The 17,901-nt window shown below is 54.0% G+C and carries 19 protein-coding genes; 4 read left to right on the top strand and 15 right to left on the bottom strand.

From position 1 onward, the window contains the following. Positions 1-61: 61 nt before the first annotated feature. Both pagP and cspE read left to right on the top strand, forming a co-directional pair. Positions 62-637: a lipid IV(A) palmitoyltransferase PagP gene (gene pagP, locus ACOTX4_RS05050; RefSeq protein WP_017382475.1), complete on the top strand. Its 576-nt coding sequence runs from the start codon at positions 62-64 to the stop codon at positions 635-637. A 190-nt stretch (positions 638-827) separates the two neighbouring features. Further along, entirely contained in the window at positions 828-1,037 is a 210-nt protein-coding gene (gene cspE / locus ACOTX4_RS05045; protein ID WP_002439184.1) for a transcription antiterminator/RNA stability regulator CspE, read from the top strand. A gap of 219 nt (positions 1,038-1,256) precedes the next feature. Here the strand turns inward: cspE and crcB are convergent, their stop codons facing one another. Further along, positions 1,257-1,640, bottom strand: coding sequence for a fluoride efflux transporter CrcB (crcB, locus tag ACOTX4_RS05040; protein ID WP_017382474.1), 384 nt, complete (start codon positions 1,638-1,640; stop codon positions 1,257-1,259). Positions 1,641-1,707: 67 nt separating this feature from the next. Here crcB and ACOTX4_RS05035 point away from each other — a divergent pair, with 67 nt between their 5' ends. Both ACOTX4_RS05035 and tatE read left to right on the top strand, forming a co-directional pair. After that, complete coding sequence (locus ACOTX4_RS05035; RefSeq protein WP_050870439.1) at positions 1,708-2,496, top strand: deaminated glutathione amidase; 789 nt, start codon at positions 1,708-1,710, stop codon at positions 2,494-2,496. Positions 2,497-2,621: 125 nt separating this feature from the next. Next, a complete protein-coding gene (gene tatE / locus ACOTX4_RS05030; protein WP_003858723.1) occupies positions 2,622-2,825 on the top strand; it encodes a twin-arginine translocase subunit TatE in 204 nt (67 codons plus the stop codon). 80 nt (positions 2,826-2,905) lie between these two features. Here tatE and lipA read toward each other — a convergent pair whose 3' ends face one another. From lipA to leuS, 14 genes are all read right to left on the bottom strand, one after another. Further along, complete coding sequence (lipA, locus tag ACOTX4_RS05025) at positions 2,906-3,871, bottom strand: lipoyl synthase (protein WP_006809637.1); 966 nt, start codon at positions 3,869-3,871, stop codon at positions 2,906-2,908. A gap of 207 nt (positions 3,872-4,078) precedes the next feature. Further along, positions 4,079-5,032: a YbeF family transcriptional regulator gene (locus ACOTX4_RS05020; RefSeq protein WP_022650600.1), complete on the bottom strand. Its 954-nt coding sequence runs from the start codon at positions 5,030-5,032 to the stop codon at positions 4,079-4,081. A 291-nt stretch (positions 5,033-5,323) separates the two neighbouring features. Continuing rightward, complete coding sequence (gene lipB, locus ACOTX4_RS05015; protein WP_045332374.1) at positions 5,324-5,965, bottom strand: lipoyl(octanoyl) transferase LipB; 642 nt, start codon at positions 5,963-5,965, stop codon at positions 5,324-5,326. A 94-nt stretch (positions 5,966-6,059) separates the two neighbouring features. Continuing rightward, positions 6,060-6,323 (bottom strand): DUF493 family protein YbeD, encoded by a 264-nt coding sequence (gene ybeD / locus ACOTX4_RS05010; protein WP_003858718.1) that lies wholly within the window; start codon positions 6,321-6,323, stop codon positions 6,060-6,062. Between the two features lie 107 nt (positions 6,324-6,430). Beyond that, the gene (gene dacA, locus ACOTX4_RS05005; RefSeq protein WP_003858714.1) at positions 6,431-7,642 is read right to left on the bottom strand and encodes a D-alanyl-D-alanine carboxypeptidase DacA; all 1,212 of its coding nucleotides are present in this window, start codon (positions 7,640-7,642) and stop codon (positions 6,431-6,433) included. Positions 7,643-7,780: 138 nt separating this feature from the next. Beyond that, positions 7,781-8,878 (bottom strand): endolytic peptidoglycan transglycosylase RlpA, encoded by a 1,098-nt coding sequence (rlpA, locus tag ACOTX4_RS05000; protein ID WP_045332372.1) that lies wholly within the window; start codon positions 8,876-8,878, stop codon positions 7,781-7,783. 16 nt (positions 8,879-8,894) lie between these two features. Continuing rightward, on the bottom strand, positions 8,895-10,007 hold the full coding sequence (gene mrdB, locus ACOTX4_RS04995) for a peptidoglycan glycosyltransferase MrdB (protein ID WP_015571139.1): 1,113 nt from the start codon (positions 10,005-10,007) through the stop codon (positions 8,895-8,897). A 2-nt stretch (positions 10,008-10,009) separates the two neighbouring features. Next, entirely contained in the window at positions 10,010-11,911 is a 1,902-nt protein-coding gene (gene mrdA, locus ACOTX4_RS04990) for a peptidoglycan DD-transpeptidase MrdA (protein ID WP_015571138.1), read from the bottom strand. Between the two features lie 28 nt (positions 11,912-11,939). Next, positions 11,940-12,407: a 23S rRNA (pseudouridine(1915)-N(3))-methyltransferase RlmH gene (gene rlmH / locus ACOTX4_RS04985; protein WP_003858701.1), complete on the bottom strand. Its 468-nt coding sequence runs from the start codon at positions 12,405-12,407 to the stop codon at positions 11,940-11,942. 3 nt (positions 12,408-12,410) lie between these two features. Further along, positions 12,411-12,728: a ribosome silencing factor gene (rsfS, locus tag ACOTX4_RS04980; RefSeq protein WP_003858696.1), complete on the bottom strand. Its 318-nt coding sequence runs from the start codon at positions 12,726-12,728 to the stop codon at positions 12,411-12,413. Positions 12,729-12,996: 268 nt separating this feature from the next. Further along, the gene (gene nadD / locus ACOTX4_RS04975) at positions 12,997-13,662 is read right to left on the bottom strand and encodes a nicotinate-nucleotide adenylyltransferase (RefSeq protein ID WP_003858694.1); all 666 of its coding nucleotides are present in this window, start codon (positions 13,660-13,662) and stop codon (positions 12,997-12,999) included. Further along, on the bottom strand, positions 13,655-14,686 hold the full coding sequence (gene holA / locus ACOTX4_RS04970; protein WP_032608858.1) for a DNA polymerase III subunit delta: 1,032 nt from the start codon (positions 14,684-14,686) through the stop codon (positions 13,655-13,657). The genes nadD and holA overlap by 8 nt, the downstream gene beginning before the upstream one ends. After that, positions 14,686-15,255: an LPS assembly lipoprotein LptE gene (lptE, locus tag ACOTX4_RS04965; RefSeq protein ID WP_022650604.1), complete on the bottom strand. Its 570-nt coding sequence runs from the start codon at positions 15,253-15,255 to the stop codon at positions 14,686-14,688. Before lptE ends, holA begins: the two co-directional genes overlap by 1 nt. A 14-nt stretch (positions 15,256-15,269) precedes the next feature. Then, the gene (gene leuS, locus ACOTX4_RS04960) at positions 15,270-17,852 is read right to left on the bottom strand and encodes a leucine--tRNA ligase (RefSeq protein ID WP_022650605.1); all 2,583 of its coding nucleotides are present in this window, start codon (positions 17,850-17,852) and stop codon (positions 15,270-15,272) included. Positions 17,853-17,901 lie beyond the last annotated feature (49 nt).

The raw sequence follows: 17,901 nt of genomic DNA, 5'->3' as shown, positions 1-17,901 counted from the left end.
GCGTTCATTCAAGTATTCTGTGTTAAGGTCTGCACCGAATACTAAATATGGTAATGGCATTGTGATTGTACGAATTAAATTCCCCCTGATTTTGTTGTTTATTATTGGGCAGTTATCGTTTGCGTCTGCTGTTAATGCAGACAGCAATACAGCGGATAAAGGCTGGTTCACCACCTTCACGGATAACGTCGCGCAAACATGGAATGAACCTGAGCATTACGATCTCTATATTCCGGCCATTACGTGGCATGCACGTTTCGCCTACGATAAAGAAAAAACAGACCGTTATAACGAACGTCCGTGGGGGGCCGGCTTCGGTCAGTCTCGCTGGGATGAAAAAGGTAACTGGCATGGCCTGTACCTGATGGCGTTTAAGGACTCCTACAATAAATGGGAGCCTATTGGCGGTTACGGCTGGGAAAAAACCTGGCGTCCGTTATCGGACGACAACTTCCGTCTCGGGCTGGGCTATACGGCAGGGTTTACGGCGCGTGATAACTGGAAATACATTCCTGTTCCGGTACTGCTGCCGCTTGCCTCCATTGGTTACGGTCCGGCGACGTTTCAGATGACCTACATACCGGGTACCTATAACAACGGTAACGTTTACTTTGCCTGGATGCGGTTTCAGTTTTAACTGAGTTTTTCTGCTAAATCGGCCAAAAAATGCACAGACATTGAAATGTAAAGAATAAAAATCGGACAGCGAAAATTAACGCGACTTTTGTCACTTTTTATCAAAGATCCGCTGGACAAAACGCCTCACAATTGTTGTACTGATACCCGACACAGCATTTGTGTCGTTTTTTAATGTAAAGGTAATTTTGATGTCTAAGATTAAAGGTAACGTTAAGTGGTTTAATGAGTCCAAAGGATTCGGTTTCATTACTCCTGAAGATGGCAGCAAAGACGTGTTCGTACACTTCTCTGCAATCCAGTCTAATGGTTTCAAAACTCTGGCTGAAGGTCAGCGCGTAGAGTTCGAAATCACTAACGGTGCCAAAGGCCCTTCTGCTGCTAACGTAATCGCTCTGTAATTCAGACGCGTCAGCAAGAATTTCAAAACCCGCTCAATGAGCGGGTTTTTTTCGTTCTGGATCAACCGATAAGATAGATCTTCAGGAAGCTGGCGACGATCGCGACGCTTAGCAATACCATACCCACGCCTAAGAGATTTTCTTTCATGCTATCACCCTCGTTCAATATTGAGCCAAGAGTGACAGAGAAAAATTAAGCCAACATTAAGGTTGCCGTGCTTAATGTCCGCTGGCGGAGGAAAATAACCAGAATGCGATCGCAGTCATCGCAAACGAGCCAAGCATGTTAACGGCAATGTTCGTCAGCGCCCAGCCCATCCGGCCTTCCTGAAACAGAAACACCACCTCCGCAGAGAAGGTAGAAAACGTTGTTAAGCCGCCGCAGAAACCGGTTGTAATCAGAACCTTCCACATAGGGTCGATGTTGGTCATGCGATTAAACCAGGCCAGCCCCATCCCAATAATAAACGCCCCGATCAGATTTGCCGCCAGTGTCCCCATCGGAATGGCCTGATGCAGAGGGTTAAACCGCATGCTTAAGAGCCACCGCGCAACGCTACCCGTGCCTCCACCAATAAAAACGGCTATAAGTAGTTGTAACACTGTCAGTACCTGCTATTTGCTGTGTAAGTGCGTCGAGTGTAACGCTGTTTTTGACCGGGAGACAATTATGTATGTTGCAGTAGGGCAGTTCGCGGTGACGCCGGACTGGAATGAAAACGCGGAAAAATGCGTCTCCCTGATGCATGCGGCGAAGCAAAAGGGGGCGTCGTTGCTGGTACTTCCCGAGGCGTTACTGGCCCGTGATGATGGCGATCCGGACCTGTCGGTAAAGTCTGCGCAAACGCTGGAAGGGGCGTTTCTGAAACGACTGCTGGCCGAAAGCGTTGGCAGCGCGCTCACCACGATATTGACGGTCCATATTCCGTCCTCGCCGGGGCGCGCGGTGAACACGCTGGTGGCGATACGTGAGGGTGCCATTGTCGCGAGCTACGCCAAACTTCATCTGTATGATGCGTTCAGCGTTCAGGAGTCGCGCCTGGTCGATCCGGGGAGTGTAATTCCGCCGCTGATTGAGGTGGAGGGTTTTAAGGTTGGCCTGATGACCTGCTACGATATCCGTTTTCCCGAGCTGGCGCTGAACCTGGCATTGCAGGGGGCGGAGGTGCTGGTTCTGCCCGCCGCGTGGGTCAAAGGACCGCTTAAGGAGCATCACTGGGCGACGCTGCTGGCAGCACGCGCGCTGGATACCACCTGTTACGTGGTAGCCGCGGGTGAATGTGGTAACAAAAATATTGGGCAGAGCAGGGTTGTCGATCCGCTGGGGGTGACGGTTGTTGCGGCAGCGGAGACGCCTGCGTTATTGCTGACGGAGATAATTTCAGCCCGAATAGCGCTTGCGCGGCAGCAATTACCTGTTCTGCGCAACCGCAGGTTTGCGCCACCGCAATTAATGTGATGTTTTTTTCAACAATGCTTGATTCACCTTGTTACAGATTGCTATTGTGTGCACGCGCCAAATGACCGTTAATACGTTCAGGTTTTTTGGCGGAATGCAGCCTGTTTCATGTAAAGAAGGTATTTATGGGTGAGATTAGTATTACCAAACTGCTGGTGGTTGCCGCACTGGTCGTCCTGCTGTTCGGTACCAAGAAGTTACGCACGCTGGGTGGAGACCTGGGTGCTGCCATTAAGGGCTTTAAGAAAGCAATGAACGATGACGACGCGGCAGCGAAGAAAAGTGCCGAAGATGACATCACTGCACAGAAGCTTTCACACAAAGAGTAATGGCAATGCTGCAAGGCTTGCATAAAAAAACCGGCTCACGAGGCCGGTTTTTTGTTTTACTGTAAATAAATTTTACAGCTTTATTTCACTTCTTCGCCCTTCGCCTGCATATCGGCGTGATAAGAGGAGCGAACAAACGGACCGCACGCGGCATGGGTAAAGCCCATCGCCATCGCTTCGGCTTTCATTTCATCGAACTCATCCGGGCTTACGTAACGCTGTACAGGCAGGTGGTGACGGCTTGGCTGGAGGTACTGGCCCAGCGTCAGCATGGTGACGCCGTGGCGGCGCAGATCGCGCATCACTTCAATGATCTCAGCGTTGGTTTCACCCAGGCCGACCATCAGACCAGACTTGGTTGGAATATGCGGATGGGCTTCTTTAAAGCGTTCCAGCAGCTTCAGCGACCAGTTGTAGTCTGCACCGGGACGTACCTGACGGTAGATACGCGGTACGTTCTCCAGGTTGTGGTTGAACACGTCTGGTGGCGTCGCGGTCAGGATATCGAGCGCGCGATCCATACGGCCACGGAAATCCGGCACCAGCGTCTCAATCTTAATGTTCGGGCTTTTTTCGCGGATGGCGGTAATACAGTCAGCAAAATGCTGAGCACCGCCATCGCGCAGATCGTCACGGTCAACGGAGGTAATAACAACATAACGCAGCGCCATATCGGCAATCGTCTGCGCCAGTTTTTGCGGTTCGTTAGCGTCTGGCGCAACAGGACGGCCATGGGCAACGTCACAGAACGGACAGCGGCGGGTGCAGATGGCACCCAGAATCATAAATGTCGCGGTACCGTGATTGAAACATTCAGCAAGGTTAGGGCACGAGGCCTCTTCACAGACAGAGTGAAGACCATTTTTGCGCATCGCCGCTTTGATCCCCTGGATACGCGAAGAGTCGGCCGGAAGTTTGATTTTCATCCATTCCGGTTTTCTTAACAGCGCCTCGCGCTCTGTAGCCACGTTTTTAACCGGGATAAGGGCCATTTTATCGGCATCGCGGTATTTAACACCGCGTTCCATCACAATGGGTTTACTCATAGCGTGCGTGTTCCAGTTGCGAATATCGAAGGAAAGCGTTTCAATTCAAGGGAATGTTGTAATTATCAACTATTTTTGAACGAACGACAGGCAGTATATCATTTAAAGGGGCGATAAAGCAGCCTGCCAGGTCGCCAATTTGTAAAATAGTTGTTGTTTTGTGCCTTTTGCCCCGCTTGCGGCAGGGGCTTGCGCTGAAAGGCGGGATCAGAAAGCCTGGCGGATCACGTTAATGACGTTTTCCAGCACCGGATCGCGCAGGCTTAGCTTGTTGTAATGCAGTGAGATTTCAACAGATTCCGTCGTAAGTTGACTCAATGGAATCCTCTCCAGCGGCCAGCATTTTTGAAGCAAAGCGAAGAGACGCACAGGCATAATACAGAGCAAATCGCTGCTGCCAATCAGGGCCGCGAGGGTAAACATATTGTAACTGCTGAAGCTGATCAGACGGTCCGGGAACAGTTCGTCAATACGCTGGCGCAGCGGATCCGGGCCCTGCCCCTCGGACATAAAGGTTGCATGTTCGTAATGACGCAAATTTTCAGGCGTCAAAGGTGCGCTCAATACAGGATGATTCTGACGACAAACGAGCGCCAGAGAGTCGGTATAGAGAACGTTATGCCCTAATGCTCTGGCCGCGAAGCTGTTGCTGTCGATGATCAGGTCCGTCTGGAATTGCGCCAGCTGAGTTTCCGGATCGTTAACGGGCACATTGCGGATCAGCAGCTGTGGCGCATGCTGTTTAACAGCCTGGTAAATAGCGGGCATGACCAGAACGCCCACAGAGGGAGAGGTGCCTATGGTGATGGTTCGTTGCTTATCGTAACTGCCGGTGAGATCCAGCGCGCCCAGAATCGATTCCAGACCCTGGCTGATGTACTCATGCAGATGGGTGGCGTACGCGGTGGGGGTTACGCCCTGGCCTTTACGAATAAATAAGGGATCGGGAAATATCGCGCGCAATTTTTGAATTGACTGGCTAATAGCAGAGGGTGTGAGATTAAGAATTTTCGCAGCATTAACGATACCTTTGTGGACATATACCGCCTCAAAAATAGTCAATAAATTGAGATCAATATTACGTAAAGTCCGGAAAATTTGCGGCTTATCTTCGCCGCTGGTTTCATTCAGGCGTTTGGCTGGTAAATTAGTAGGCTCCACGCTCTTACTCCGTATCCATTCACAATATGAATGATAGTTGAATTTATTTATTATGCTTGCAGAGATTCGTAAAGTGTTTCGTAAGTTTCCCTTGTTTATCGAAAACAAGCAGTTGGGTGATTATCACGCACGTTACACGATACCCGGTGATGGTACTATTAAGGTTCTAATTAATATGGGACGCTAATATATGGGCGACTCGAAAATATAGAATATGCGGTTTATTGTAAAGCGTAAATGCGGCAATTAAGCAGTGGCTGGTCAAATAACCGAACCACTGCCGGAAGTGTGTTAAGCAGCAATATATTCGTGGTCAGGATTGTTAAGCAGCGCTAAAAACTTCTTCAAAAGCACGGGGCGGATATTCTCAGGCGTGGCGGTAGCGACCCACTGGCGCATTTGCGTCATTTCCATACCCGCATACCCGCATGGGTTGATGCGCTGGAAAGGGGTCAGATCCATATTGATATTCAGCGCCAGCCCGTGGAACGAGCAGCCTTTACGGATACGCAGCCCCAGCGAACAGATTTTCTTCTCTCCCACGTAGACGCCCGGGGCATCGGCGCGAGGATGAGCGTCGATACCGTACTCAGCGAGCGTGTTCACCACGGTCTGTTCCAGTAAGGTCACGAGCTCACGTACGCCCAGCTTTCTGCGTTTCAGGTTAAGCAGGACATACATTACCTGCTGGCCCGGGCCGTGGTAGGTTACCTGTCCACCGCGATCGCTCTGGATCACCGGGATATCACCCGTCATCAATAAATGTTCGGCTTTTCCTGCCTGGCCCTGAGTAAACACCGGCATGTGTTCAACCAGCCAGATTTCATCAGGGGTGGTGTCATCGCGCATATCGGTAAAGTCATGCATAGCCTGAGAGACTGGCTCGTAAGGCTGTATCCCAAGATGGCGAACAAGAATTTTATCCTGGTACAAAAGGACGTCTCCGAAGACAAGGGAGAATAGGTAACGCGGAGTATATCACAGCGGGGAAGTGGGTTACCCGGCAAACCGGGTAACCGCTGAGGGACTACAGCACCATACGAACAATTTCGATATTGCCGAGCTCTTCGTACAGCGTCTCAACCTGCTCAATGTGTGTCGCAGTGATGGTGATTGAGACCGAGTGGTAATTACCTTTGCTGCTCGGTTTGACTGATGGAGAGTAGTCGCCCGGCGCATGGCGCTGTACCACTTCAACCACCTGATCAACCAGCTCAGGTTTCGCCAGACCCATTACTTTGTAAGTAAAAGGGGTAGGGAATTCAAGCAGTTCGTTAAGTTTGGTTTTCATGTCAGCTCCGGCGTGTGTGTAAAAAATAATAACTCCCGCCACGGGGCGGGAGTTTTACTGATACGTAGTATATGGGGATCAAAATCACACTTTCAAGTGTTCAATTTTTAACCAAACCAGTGATGGAACATCAGCTTAATGTAATCAATGATTTTGCCGAAGAAATTGCCTTCAGGAATCTCCTCCAGCACCACCAGCGGGCGTTGATCGATGGTTTTGCCATCCAGCTGGAAGTTGATAGTACCCACGACCTGATTCTTTTGCAGCGGGGCGTGCAGCTCGGTGGTATTCAGCACATAGCTGGCTTTCAGATCTTTCATACGACCGCGTGGGATAGTCAGATAGAGATCTTTGTCCACGCCCAGGGAAGCGCGGTCGTTATCGCCAAACCAGACAGGTTCAGAGGCAAATTCTTTACCGGCTTTCAGCGGGTTCACGGTTTCGAAGAAGCGGAAGCCCCAGGTCAGCAGTTTTTTGCTTTCCGTTTCGCGTCCTTTAAACGTACGCCCCCCCATCACGGCAGAGATCAGACGCATCTGGCCTTCAGTGGCGGAGGCCACCAGGTTATAGCCAGCTTTATCGGTGTGGCCGGTTTTGATACCGTCGACGTTCAGGCTGTTGTCCCACAGCAGGCCGTTACGGTTGGTCTGACGAATGCCGTTGAAGGTGAACTCTTTCTCTTTGTAGATAGAGTACTCGTTTGGCACGTCGCGGATCAGCGCCTGACCGATCAGCGCCATGTCACGTGCGGAGCTGTACTGACCCTCGGCGTCCAGGCCGTGAACGGTCTGGAAGTGGCTGTTTTTCAGACCCAGCGCGGAGACGTAGCTGTTCATCAGGCCCACAAACGCGTCCTGGCTGCCCGCGGCAAAATCAGCCATGGCCACGCAGGCGTCGTTACCGGACTGCAAGTTGATGCCACGGATAAGCTGAGAGACCGGAACCTGCATGCCAGGTTTCAGGAACATCAGCGATGAACCTTTGAACACGGGGTTGCCGGTTGCCCACGCATCGTTACCGATAGTCACCAGGTCGGTTTCTTTGAATTTGCCTGCTTTCATAGCCTGGCCGATAACATAGCTGGTCATCATTTTGGTCAGGCTGGCCGGATCGCGGCGGGCATCGGCGTTCTGTTCTGCCAGAACTTTGCCGGAGTTGTAATCAATCAGGATGTAGGATTCCGCGTCGATCTGCGGAACGCCAGGGATCATGGTCTTGATGTTCAGGTCATCCGCGTGAGCTGCGGAGAACGCAGCAGCGCAAAGGGCCGTGGTCAGCGCCATGCGCTGCACAAAACGAGCAGAAAAAGTGGTCTTCATGGTCAGAACTACGACATCCGTGATGGAATTAAAAAAGTGCCTTACTATAGCAAATGCTATACGGGCAGGCATCCGACTTTCATCATGAGAGTGTTAACGTGGTTTACACAAACTGACATTTCGGATACCACCGAATAATTATTTTGCAACAGCGATAAACGACTGGAGCTGCGCCTCGCTCTGCAAACGTTGTTGCAGGGATGCTGCCTGCGATTTGCTGGCAAACGGACCCATCTGGATACGCCATACCGCACCGTTTTGCTCAACGCGGCCTGGCACGCCAAACTGTTTGCTTAAACGCTGCTGATATTGCTCTGCACGGGTCCGATCGCTGACAGCGCCAACCTGAACCACGTAGCTGCCGCTCGCCGTCGCAGTCTGCGTAGCAGCAGGCGCGGTCACCGGGGCGGGTTGTGCAGCGGGTGCAGCAGCGACGGGCGCAGGCGCTGGGGCAGGTTCATTTGATTCAATCACGCCCGGCGCTAACGTGGTGGGTGCGCCAAGGAAACCACTGCTTTTCACCGGGGCGCCTGTCGCGTCTTCACTTTGCAGCGTATCGTTGCTGATAGCACGCACTTCACCCTGCGGCTGTGTGGGCTCTGCCGGCGTTGAAGCGCCCCCCATACCACCGCTCAGATCCGGGCGAGCGGGCAGGGCATAGGTCTGTTTCGCGACCGTGGTACAGGCCGTGCCCGGGCCAGACAGCGAACCATCCTGCGCCACGATAATTGGGTCGATACGCACTTTAGTATTGTTTGAGGTGTTCAGACGGTCGGCCGCCGCGCGGGACAGGGAGATCACGCGATCGGTGCCGTAAGGACCGCGATCGTTGATACGCACCACGATCATTCGGCCATTCGCCAGGTTAGTGATGCGTGCATAGCTCGGGACAGGCAACGTCGGGTGTGCCGCCGTGATCTGCATCGGATCGAAGGTTTCACCCGACGCGGTCAGGTTGCTGCCGGGCTCAGCGTCATAGATGGCAGCAAAGCCAGCCTGGCTGAAACGGGAAGGATCCTGAACGATTTTATAGCTTTTACCGTCGCGCTGATAATCCTGATTCACGCTGGCGTTCAGCGGTTCATAAACGGGATCGGCACCGCTAATCTCGACAATCGGGCCATTACAGACCGCAGGCTGCGGCGGCGCGACGGTTGCCTGTTGCTGACCATCATCACTTGTACAGGCGGCAAGTAAACTTGCTGCGATGCAGATCCCCAGCCACTGCTTACGCATTGCGATCCCCTTATTTTTATACGCTTTTGGACAACATTTTCCTGTGGGTATGGATCGACATGACGATACCAAACCCGGCCATCAACACGATCAGTGCCGAGCCCCCGTAACTCACCAGCGGCAGCGGTACGCCGACAACCGGCAGAATCCCACTCACCATACCAATATTTACGAAGACATAAACGAACAAAATCAACATTAATCCGCCTGCCATCACGCGACCAAAGGTGGTTTGGGCGCGTGCGGCAATCCACAAACCTCGCATGATCAGCAGCACGTAGAGTGCAAGCAGAACCAGGATGCCAACCAGCCCTAACTCCTCAGCCAGAACGGCAAAGATAAAGTCGGTGTGGCGTTCCGGTAAAAATTCGAGCTGCGACTGCGTACCGTGCAGCCAGCCTTTGCCGCGCAGGCCGCCGGAGCCAATCGCAATCTTCGACTGAATAATATGATAGCCTGCGCCCAGCGGATCGGTCTCGGGATCGAGCAGCATCATAACGCGCTGACGCTGGTAATCATGCATCAGGAAGAACCAGAGGATAGGGATAAACGCGGCAACCAGCACCACGGCGATACCAATCAGACGCCAGCTCAGGCCGGACAGGAACAGGACGAACAGGCCGGAGAGGGCGATAAGAATCGAGGTACCGAGGTCCGGCTGTGCGGCCACGAGCAGCGTCGGCAGGAAAATCAGCACCAGCGCAATGGCGGTATTTTTCAACGACGGCGGGCAGACGTCGCGGTTAATAAAGCGCGCCACCATCAGCGGGACGGCGATTTTGGCGATTTCCGACGGCTGGAAGCGGACAATCCCCAGATCCAGCCAGCGCTGTGCCCCCTTCGAGATGGCGCCGAAAGCATCTACTGCCACCAACAAAATGATACAGAAAATATAGAGATAGGGCGCCCAGCCCTCGTACACGCGCGGCGGTATTTGCGCCATCACCACCATAATAACCAGACCCATGGCGATCTGGCCGATTTTACGCTCCATCATGCCGATATCCTGGCCGCTGGCGCTCCAGATAACGAGGGCGCTATAGACCAGCAGAGCCAGCAGAATCAGCAGCATGGCTGGGTCGATGTGGATCTTGTCCCACAGCGATTTTTTATTCGGATTATCCGTCATGATTATTGGTCCTCCGCCGCAGCGGCTGCCGGGTTTTCAGCTGGCAGTTCGGTGTTGTTGTCACCCAGCATGATGTGGTCGAGGATTTGACGCATGATGGTACCCACCGCCGGGCCTGCGCCGCCGTTCTCCAGAATCATCGCCACCGCAACCTGCGGGTTATCATAAGGGGCAAACGCCGTCATGAGCTTGTGGTCACGCAGACGTTCGGCAATTTTATGTGCGTTGTAAGTTTCATTCGCTTTAAGACCGAAGACCTGAGCCGTACCTGATTTCGCGGCTACCTTATACGGTGCGCCAGCGAAATATTTGTGCGCCGTCCCGTTAGGGCGGTTGGCTACACCGTACATGCCGTCTTTCGCGATTTCCCAGTATCCGGAATGAATGTCACCCACCGGCGGCTCGTGCGGCTGTATCCATGGCACTTTTTTGCCGTCTTCAACGGTGCTTTGCAGCAGGTGCGGCACTTTCACGACGCCATCGTTGATGAGGATCATCATCGCCTTGTTCATTTGCAGCGGCGTTGCCGTCCAGTAGCCCTGGCCGATCCCCACCGGAATGGTGTCACCCTGATACCAGGGTTTTTTAAAGCGCTTCAGCTTCCATTCGCGGGTTGGCATGTTGCCGGAACGCTCTTCAGCCAAATCTATACCGGTATAATGCCCGTAGCCGAACTTGCTCATCCATTCAGACAGACGGTCAATACCCATGTCGTAGGCGACCTGATAGAAGAAGGTATCCGCCGACTCCTCCAGTGATTTGGTCACGTTCAGATGGCCGTGGCCCCATTTTTTCCAGTCGCGGTAGCGTTTCTCAGAGCCAGGCAACTGCCACCAGCCGGGGTCAAACAGACTGGTATTACGGGTGATGACGCCCGCGCTCAGCGCAGACACGGCGACATACGGTTTAACCGTTGAAGCTGGAGGATAAACCCCCTGCGTCGCGCGGTTTACCAGCGGCGTGTTTGGATCGTTGAGCAGGCCGGAGTAATCCTTGCTGGAGATGCCATCCACGAAGAGGTTCGGATCGTAGCTTGGCATCGAAACCATCGCCAGAATGCCGCCGGTACGCGGGTCGGTCACAATAACCGCAGCACGGCTACCCGCCAGCAGCGTCTCGATATACTGCTGTAGCTTCAGGTCGAGCGTCAGATAGACGTCATGCCCCGCCTGCGGGGGCACCTCTTTCAGCTGACGGATCACGCGGCCACGGTTGTTAACTTCAACCTCTTCATACCCGGTCTGACCGTGCAGCACATCTTCGTAATAACGTTCGATCCCCAGCTTGCCAATATCATGGGTTGCGGCGTAGTTAGCCAGCTTGCCGTCTTTATCAAGGCGTTCGACGTCTTTATCGTTGATTTTGGAGACGTAACCAATGACGTGCGTCAGCGCGGAGCCGTAAGGATAGTAGCGGCGTTTATAGCCTTTGACTTCCACTCCGGGGAAACGGTACTGGTTAACGGCAAAACGGGCGACCTGCACTTCTGTCAGGTTGGTTTTTACCGGAATGGAGGTGAAGCGGTGAGAACGTGCGCGCTCTTTTTTGAACGCAGCGATATCGTCATCAGTCAGGTCGACAACGCTTCTCAGCGCGTTCAGGGTATCCTGCACGTTATCCACTTTCTCGGGCATCATCTCTATCTGGTAGATGGTGCGATTAAGCGCCAGCGGCGTGCCGTTACGATCGTAGATAATGCCGCGGCTGGGCGCGATGGGCACCAGCTTGATACGGTTTTCGTTTGAGCGGGTCTGGTAATCGGTATAGCGGACAATTTGCAGATTATAGAGGTTGGCGATCAGCACGCCGGTAAGCAGCAAAATCCCCGTAAAGGCGACCAGCGCCCGGCGCACAAACAGCGCGGACTCAGCCGTATAGTCGCGAAAAGAATTCTGTAGTTTCATCCGCTGCTTAAATTACCCTGGTCAGTCATTACTCGCGGTGATAAGGGTGGTTGGTAGTGATGCTCCATGCGCGATACAAACTTTCTGCCACGAGAACCCGTACAAGCGGGTGGGGCAGCGTCAGCGCCGAGAGTGACCAACTTTGTTCTGCTGCCGCTTTGCAGGCGGGAGATAACCCCTCTGGTCCGCCAATCAACAGACTGACGTCCCGACCATCCTGCTTCCAGCGCTCCAGTTCGTGCGCCAGCTGCGGCGTATCCCAGGGTTTGCCCGGGATATCGAGGGTCACGATGCGGTTTTTGCCTGCGGCAGCCAGCATCAGCTCTCCCTCTTTATCGAGAATACGTTTGATATCTGCGTTCTTGCCGCGCTTTCCTGCTGGGATCTCCACCAGTTCGAACGGCATATCTTTTGGGAAACGACGCAGATACTCAGTAAAACCGGTTTGTACCCAGTCCGGCATTTTGGTGCCGACGGCGACCAGTTGCAACTTCACGCATTAACCCCAGAGTTTTTCCAGCTCATACAGGCGACGACTCTCTTCCTGCATGACGTGGACAATCACATCGCCGAGATCGACAACCACCCAGTCAGCGGTCGCTTCACCTTCAACGCCCAGCGGAAGCAGCCCTGCCGCGCGCGATTCCTGAACAACATGGTCAGCAATCGAAACAACGTGACGAGTTGAGGTGCCGGTGCAGATGATCATGCAGTCGGTGATGCTGGATTTACCCTTAACGTCGATAGCGATGATGTCCTGACCTTTCAGGTCATCAATTTTGTCGATAACAAAATCCTGGAGTGCTTTACCCTGCAAGTTTTCCCCCTGGGTGAATAAGATTGTACAACTATGAATTCGTGGCCAGTCAGTATACCTGAACTGACGCCAGTCGCGGGACAAATGTCACCGCCCGGCTTTTGAAGGCGGGTATCATCCCACCCTCCGCCTGAGATTGCATCGCCATTTTTGTAAAACAATTTCTGTAAAGCAGCGATCGGCGGGAAAGTCTGGCAGCGGAGGATATCAGTATGGCTTAGCCTGTCAAGGCAGGATAATCATTAACGGACAATTTCGCCGGCGATGCTCAGACATCTGTACTTTTCTGATACAGACCGTGCGCATGGATATAGGCCAGCACGGGCGAGGGGAGGAGATCGTCACAGTCTAAACCCTGCTGGAGACGCTCGCGGATGAGGGTCGCGGAAATATCAAACCACGGCGTTTCAGCGAGGTAAATTTTCCCGGCGGGGAGACTGTGCAGGTCTTCTATATTGTCCGTCAGATGTGCGTCAAGCCACTGCTGATGCTGCGCGTCGCGCATGGTCAGCGGGTAGCCCGGACGGCGGCAGACCAGCAGATGACTGTTTTCCAGAATGGTTTCGTACTGGTACCAGCTGGGAAAGTTGAGCAAGGAATCCTGGCCGATGATAAACGCCAGCGGTTTCATGGGCCCCTGCTCAGCGCGCCACTCCCGCAGCGTTTGCGATGTCCAGGAAGGGGTATCCCTGCGCAGTTCACGCTCATCCAGCGTGAAGAGAGGCTTATCGGCGATAGCCAGCGCGAGCATCGCTTTACGCTGCTCGCTGGTTGCTTCTGGCTGAGGACGGTGCGGCGGAACATTGTTGGGCATGATGATTACCCGCTGCAACCCAATCAAATTCGCGAGGATTTCTACCGGCTTAAGATGCCCATAGTGTACCGGGTCGAAGGTCCCGCCATACATTGCCTGTAAAGAATGCATATCACCCATCGATAAATACGTCTGCCAGCGCCTTATGGCAGAGCAGCAAAGAGAGACTCTCCAGCTCCGCCCAGACAGACTGACCGTAATCCTGTTTTAACGTCAGTTCGGCGCGCATCAGAAGTTGCACTGCCTGACGCAACTGCTTCTGGCTCAGGCGGTTTATCGCCTCCGTGGTCATCGCCCGACGGTTTTGCCAGACGCGATGTTTGTCGAATAAGGCGCGCAGGGGCGTGTGTGCTGACTGGCGTTTAAGGTTGTTCAGCAGCAGTAATTCGCGCTGGAGCGTACGGAGAAGGATGACCGGCTCACTCCCTTCCAGGCGCAGCTGTTGCAGGATGTGCAGAGCACGTTTACTTTTCGCCGACAGCAGCGCATCAACCCAGTGGAAGGGGGTAAAGTGCGCGGCATCATTCACCGCCTGTTCCACGCGCGGCAGCGTCAGCTTGCCATCGGGCCACAGCAGGGCGAGCCTGTCCAGCGCCTGCGCCAGTGCCAGAAGGTTGCCTTCGTAGCAGTAGCACAGGAGCTGACTGGCGGCCTCATCCAGCTGCAAATTGTGCTGCTTTGCTCGCGCGGCAACCCATTTTGGCAGATGCGCCTGCTCTGGAGTCTGGCAGGAGACAAGCACCGCACTGGGGGTTAGCCGGGTAAACCAGGCAGCGTTTTCCTGCGCTTTTGTGAGTTTGTTGCCGCGTACGATAAGCAGCAGATCGCCGTGTAACAAACTCACCAGCATAGCCAGCTGTTCATTGATGGCAGCGTTAGGACCATTCTCAGGCAGCAGGATCTGGATTGTCTGACGAGAGGCAAACAGGCTCATGGCCTGACAAAGCGAGAAGATAGCGTTCCAGTCGGTACTGTTATCGATCTGGAACGTATGATGCTCATCGAAACCCTGCGCGGCTGCCGCATGGCGAACCGCATCAAGGCTTTCCTGTAGTAACAGGGGGTCGTTGCCGAGTAGCAGATAGGCCGCGCGCAGCCCTTCGTTGAGCTGCGCGCGGAGTTGTTCAGGATACAACCTGATCATCAGTTACCCAGAGACGTTGGCATATCCGGCGTGCTGGCATCCGGTGTTTCGATAACGTCAGCGCCTTTTTTCGTCGACGCGGCAATGGCAGGCAGCCTGCGGATCAGCTGTTCCGCGGCCTTATCATACATTTCCTTGATGATAATCTGCTGTTCGGCGTCTTTTGCCAGCGCCGTCTGCGGGTTATCGAAGAACGAGCGGTAGACTTTGGTATTGATAGGGTAAATATCTTTACCTGGCATCAAGACGGCCGCATCAACGGTAAGCACCATCTGATATTCCGCCGTCCGCCCATCCTGGAAGATCGAGGCCGTATCTTGTGACAGCGTTGATTTCAGAACGCGAAGCGAAGGAACATCCTGACGCAGGGTTCCCTTCTCGATCAGCTTAACATCGTTCAAACGCAGCTGGTTACGAATGGCCCGGCTCAGCGGTCCGTTCGGATCGGATGAGTCGAAGATCATCGTTTTCATCTGCGCAGGCACTGCCGTGGTGTTGCGCAGGTGCCAGCCGCAGCCAGCGGTGACAAGCACCGCCAGAGATAAGAGTATTGTTGCCAGTTGTCGCACGTTTCCTCCCGCGCTTAGCCAACGACCAGATTCAGCAGTTTACCAGGTACGTAGATCACTTTACGTACGGTAACGCCCTCAAGGTATTTCGCGACCAGATGCTCCTGGCCTGCGCGCTCGCGAACCTGTTCTTCGGTTGCGTCGACCGCGACGGTAATTTTACCGCGCACTTTACCGTTAACCTGCACCACCACCAGCGTGGTGTTTTCCACCATAGCGGATTCATCCGCCACTGGCCACGGCGCATTGTCGATATCGCCTTCGCCTTTCAGCTCCTGCCACAGGGTAAAGCTAACGTGCGGCGTGAACGGGTTCAGCATGCGAACGACCGCCAGCAGCGCTTCACGCATTAACGCGCGATCCTGCTCGCCATCCTGCGGGGCTTTCGCCAGCTTGTTCATCAGTTCCATAATAGCCGCAATTGCGGTATTGAAGGTCTGACGACGACCAATATCATCGGTGACTTTCGCAATGGTTTTATGAACATCACGACGCAGCGCCTGTTGATCTTCAGTCAGTGCAGCTACGTTCAGCGCTGGCGCATCGCCCTGAGAGGTGTGCTCGTAAACCAGTTTCCAGACGCGCTTCAGGAAGCGGTTGGCCCCTTCAACGCCGGATTCCTGCCACTCAAGGGTCATATCTGCCGGGGAGGCGAACATCATGAACAGACGCACGGTATCCGCACCATAACGCTCAACCATCACCTGCGGGTCGATGCCGTTATTTTTAGACTTGGACATCTTGCTCATGCCGGTATAAACCAGTTCATGACCTTCAGCGTCTTTCGCCTTCACGATACGGCCTTTCTCGTCGCGCTCGACAATCGCATCAACCGGAGAAACCCAGTTACGCTCGCCGTTCGCGCCAACGTAGTAGAACGCATCTGCCAGCACCATACCCTGACACAGCAGCTGTTTTGCCGGCTCGTCGGAGTTGACCAGGCCTGCGTCACGCATCAGTTTGTGGAAGAAGCGGAAGTAGAGCAGGTGCATGATGGCGTGTTCAATGCCACCGATGTAAATGTCTACCGGCAGCCAGTAGTTTGCTGCATCAGAATCCAGCATGCCTTCTTTGTACTGCGGGCAGGTGTAGCGCGCATAGTACCAGGAGGATTCCATAAAGGTGTCAAAGGTGTCGGTTTCACGCAGCGCTGGCTGACCGTTGACGGTGGTTTTCGCCCACTCAGGATCGGCTTTGATCGGGCTGGTGATGCCGTCCATGACCACGTCTTCCGGCAGGATCACCGGCAGCTGATCTTCCGGCGTTGGCATCACGGTACCATCTTCCAGCGTCACCATTGGGATTGGCGCACCCCAGTAACGCTGACGGGAAACGCCCCAGTCGCGCAGACGGTAGTTCACTTTACGCTCGCCCACGCCCAGGGAGGCCAGCTTGTCGGCGATGGCGTTGAAGCCCTCTTCAAAGCTCAGGCCGCTGAACTCACCGGAGTTAAACAGGGTGCCTTTTTCAGTCAGCGCTTGCTCAGAGAGATCGGGTTCAGAACCGTCAGCAGCAAGAATAACAGGCTTGATGGTCAGGCCGTATTTGGTGGCAAATTCGTAGTCGCGCTGGTCGTGACCCGGCACGGCCATCACGGCGCCTGTGCCGTATTCCATCAGTACGAAGTTGGCGGCCCAGACAGGGATCGCTTCGCCCGTCAGCGGGTGGATCGCTTTGAAGCCGGTATCAACGCCTTTTTTCTCCATCGTCGCCATGTCGGCTTCGGCCACTTTCGTGTTGCGGCATTCGTCGATAAAGGTCGCCAGTTCTGGATTGTTTTCTGCCGCTTTCTGCGCCAGCGGGTGACCTGCGGCCACGGCCAGGTAGGTCGCGCCCATGAAGGTGTCCGGGCGGGTGGTGTAGACGGTCAGGGTCTGATCGTAGTTCTCAACGTTGAAGGTAATTTCCACACCTTCGGAACGGCCGATCCAGTTGCGCTGCATGGTCTTAACGGTATCTGGCCAGTGGTCCAGATTGTCCAGATCGTTCAGCAGTTCGTCAGCGTAGGCGGTGATTTTGATAAACCACTGCGGGATCTCTTTACGCTCTACTTTGGTGTCGCAGCGCCAGCAGCAGCCATCGATAACCTGTTCGTTCGCGAGAACGGTCTGGTCATTTGGGCACCAGTTAACGGCAGAGGTCTTCTTGTACACCAGGCCTTTTTTATACAGCTCGGTGAAGAACTTCTGCTCCCAGCGGTAGTATTCCGGGGTACAGGTTGCCAGCTCGCGGCTCCAGTCATAGCCGAAGCCCAGCATTTTCAGCTGGTTTTTCATGTACGCGATGTTGTCGTACGTCCACGGAGCCGGTGCCGTGTTGTTTTTCACCGCCGCGCCTTCAGCAGGCAGGCCGAACGCATCCCAGCCGATAGGCTGAAGAACGTTTTTGCCCAGCATGCGCTGGTAGCGTGCAATCACGTCACCGATGGTGTAGTTACGCACGTGGCCCATGTGTAGTCGACCAGAAGGATAGGGAAGCATCGACAGGCAGTAATACTTCTCTTTGCTCTCGTCTTCGGTTACTTCAAAGGTGCGCTTCTCGTCCCAGTGTTGCTGGACTTTTGATTCTATCTCTTCCGGGCGGTATTGCTCTTGCATGGCAGCCAGTGGTCCTGTGTTCAATACAGCTACAAATGTAGCCAATGGA

The organism is Enterobacter cloacae complex sp. IR5459 (assembly GCF_049238005.1).
In the GTDB taxonomy this organism is placed as follows: Bacteria; Pseudomonadota; Gammaproteobacteria; order Enterobacterales; family Enterobacteriaceae; genus Enterobacter; species Enterobacter hormaechei_C.
The sequence above is the reverse complement of the archived record's forward strand: the minus strand, read 5'-3'. Positions and strand labels throughout refer to the sequence as shown.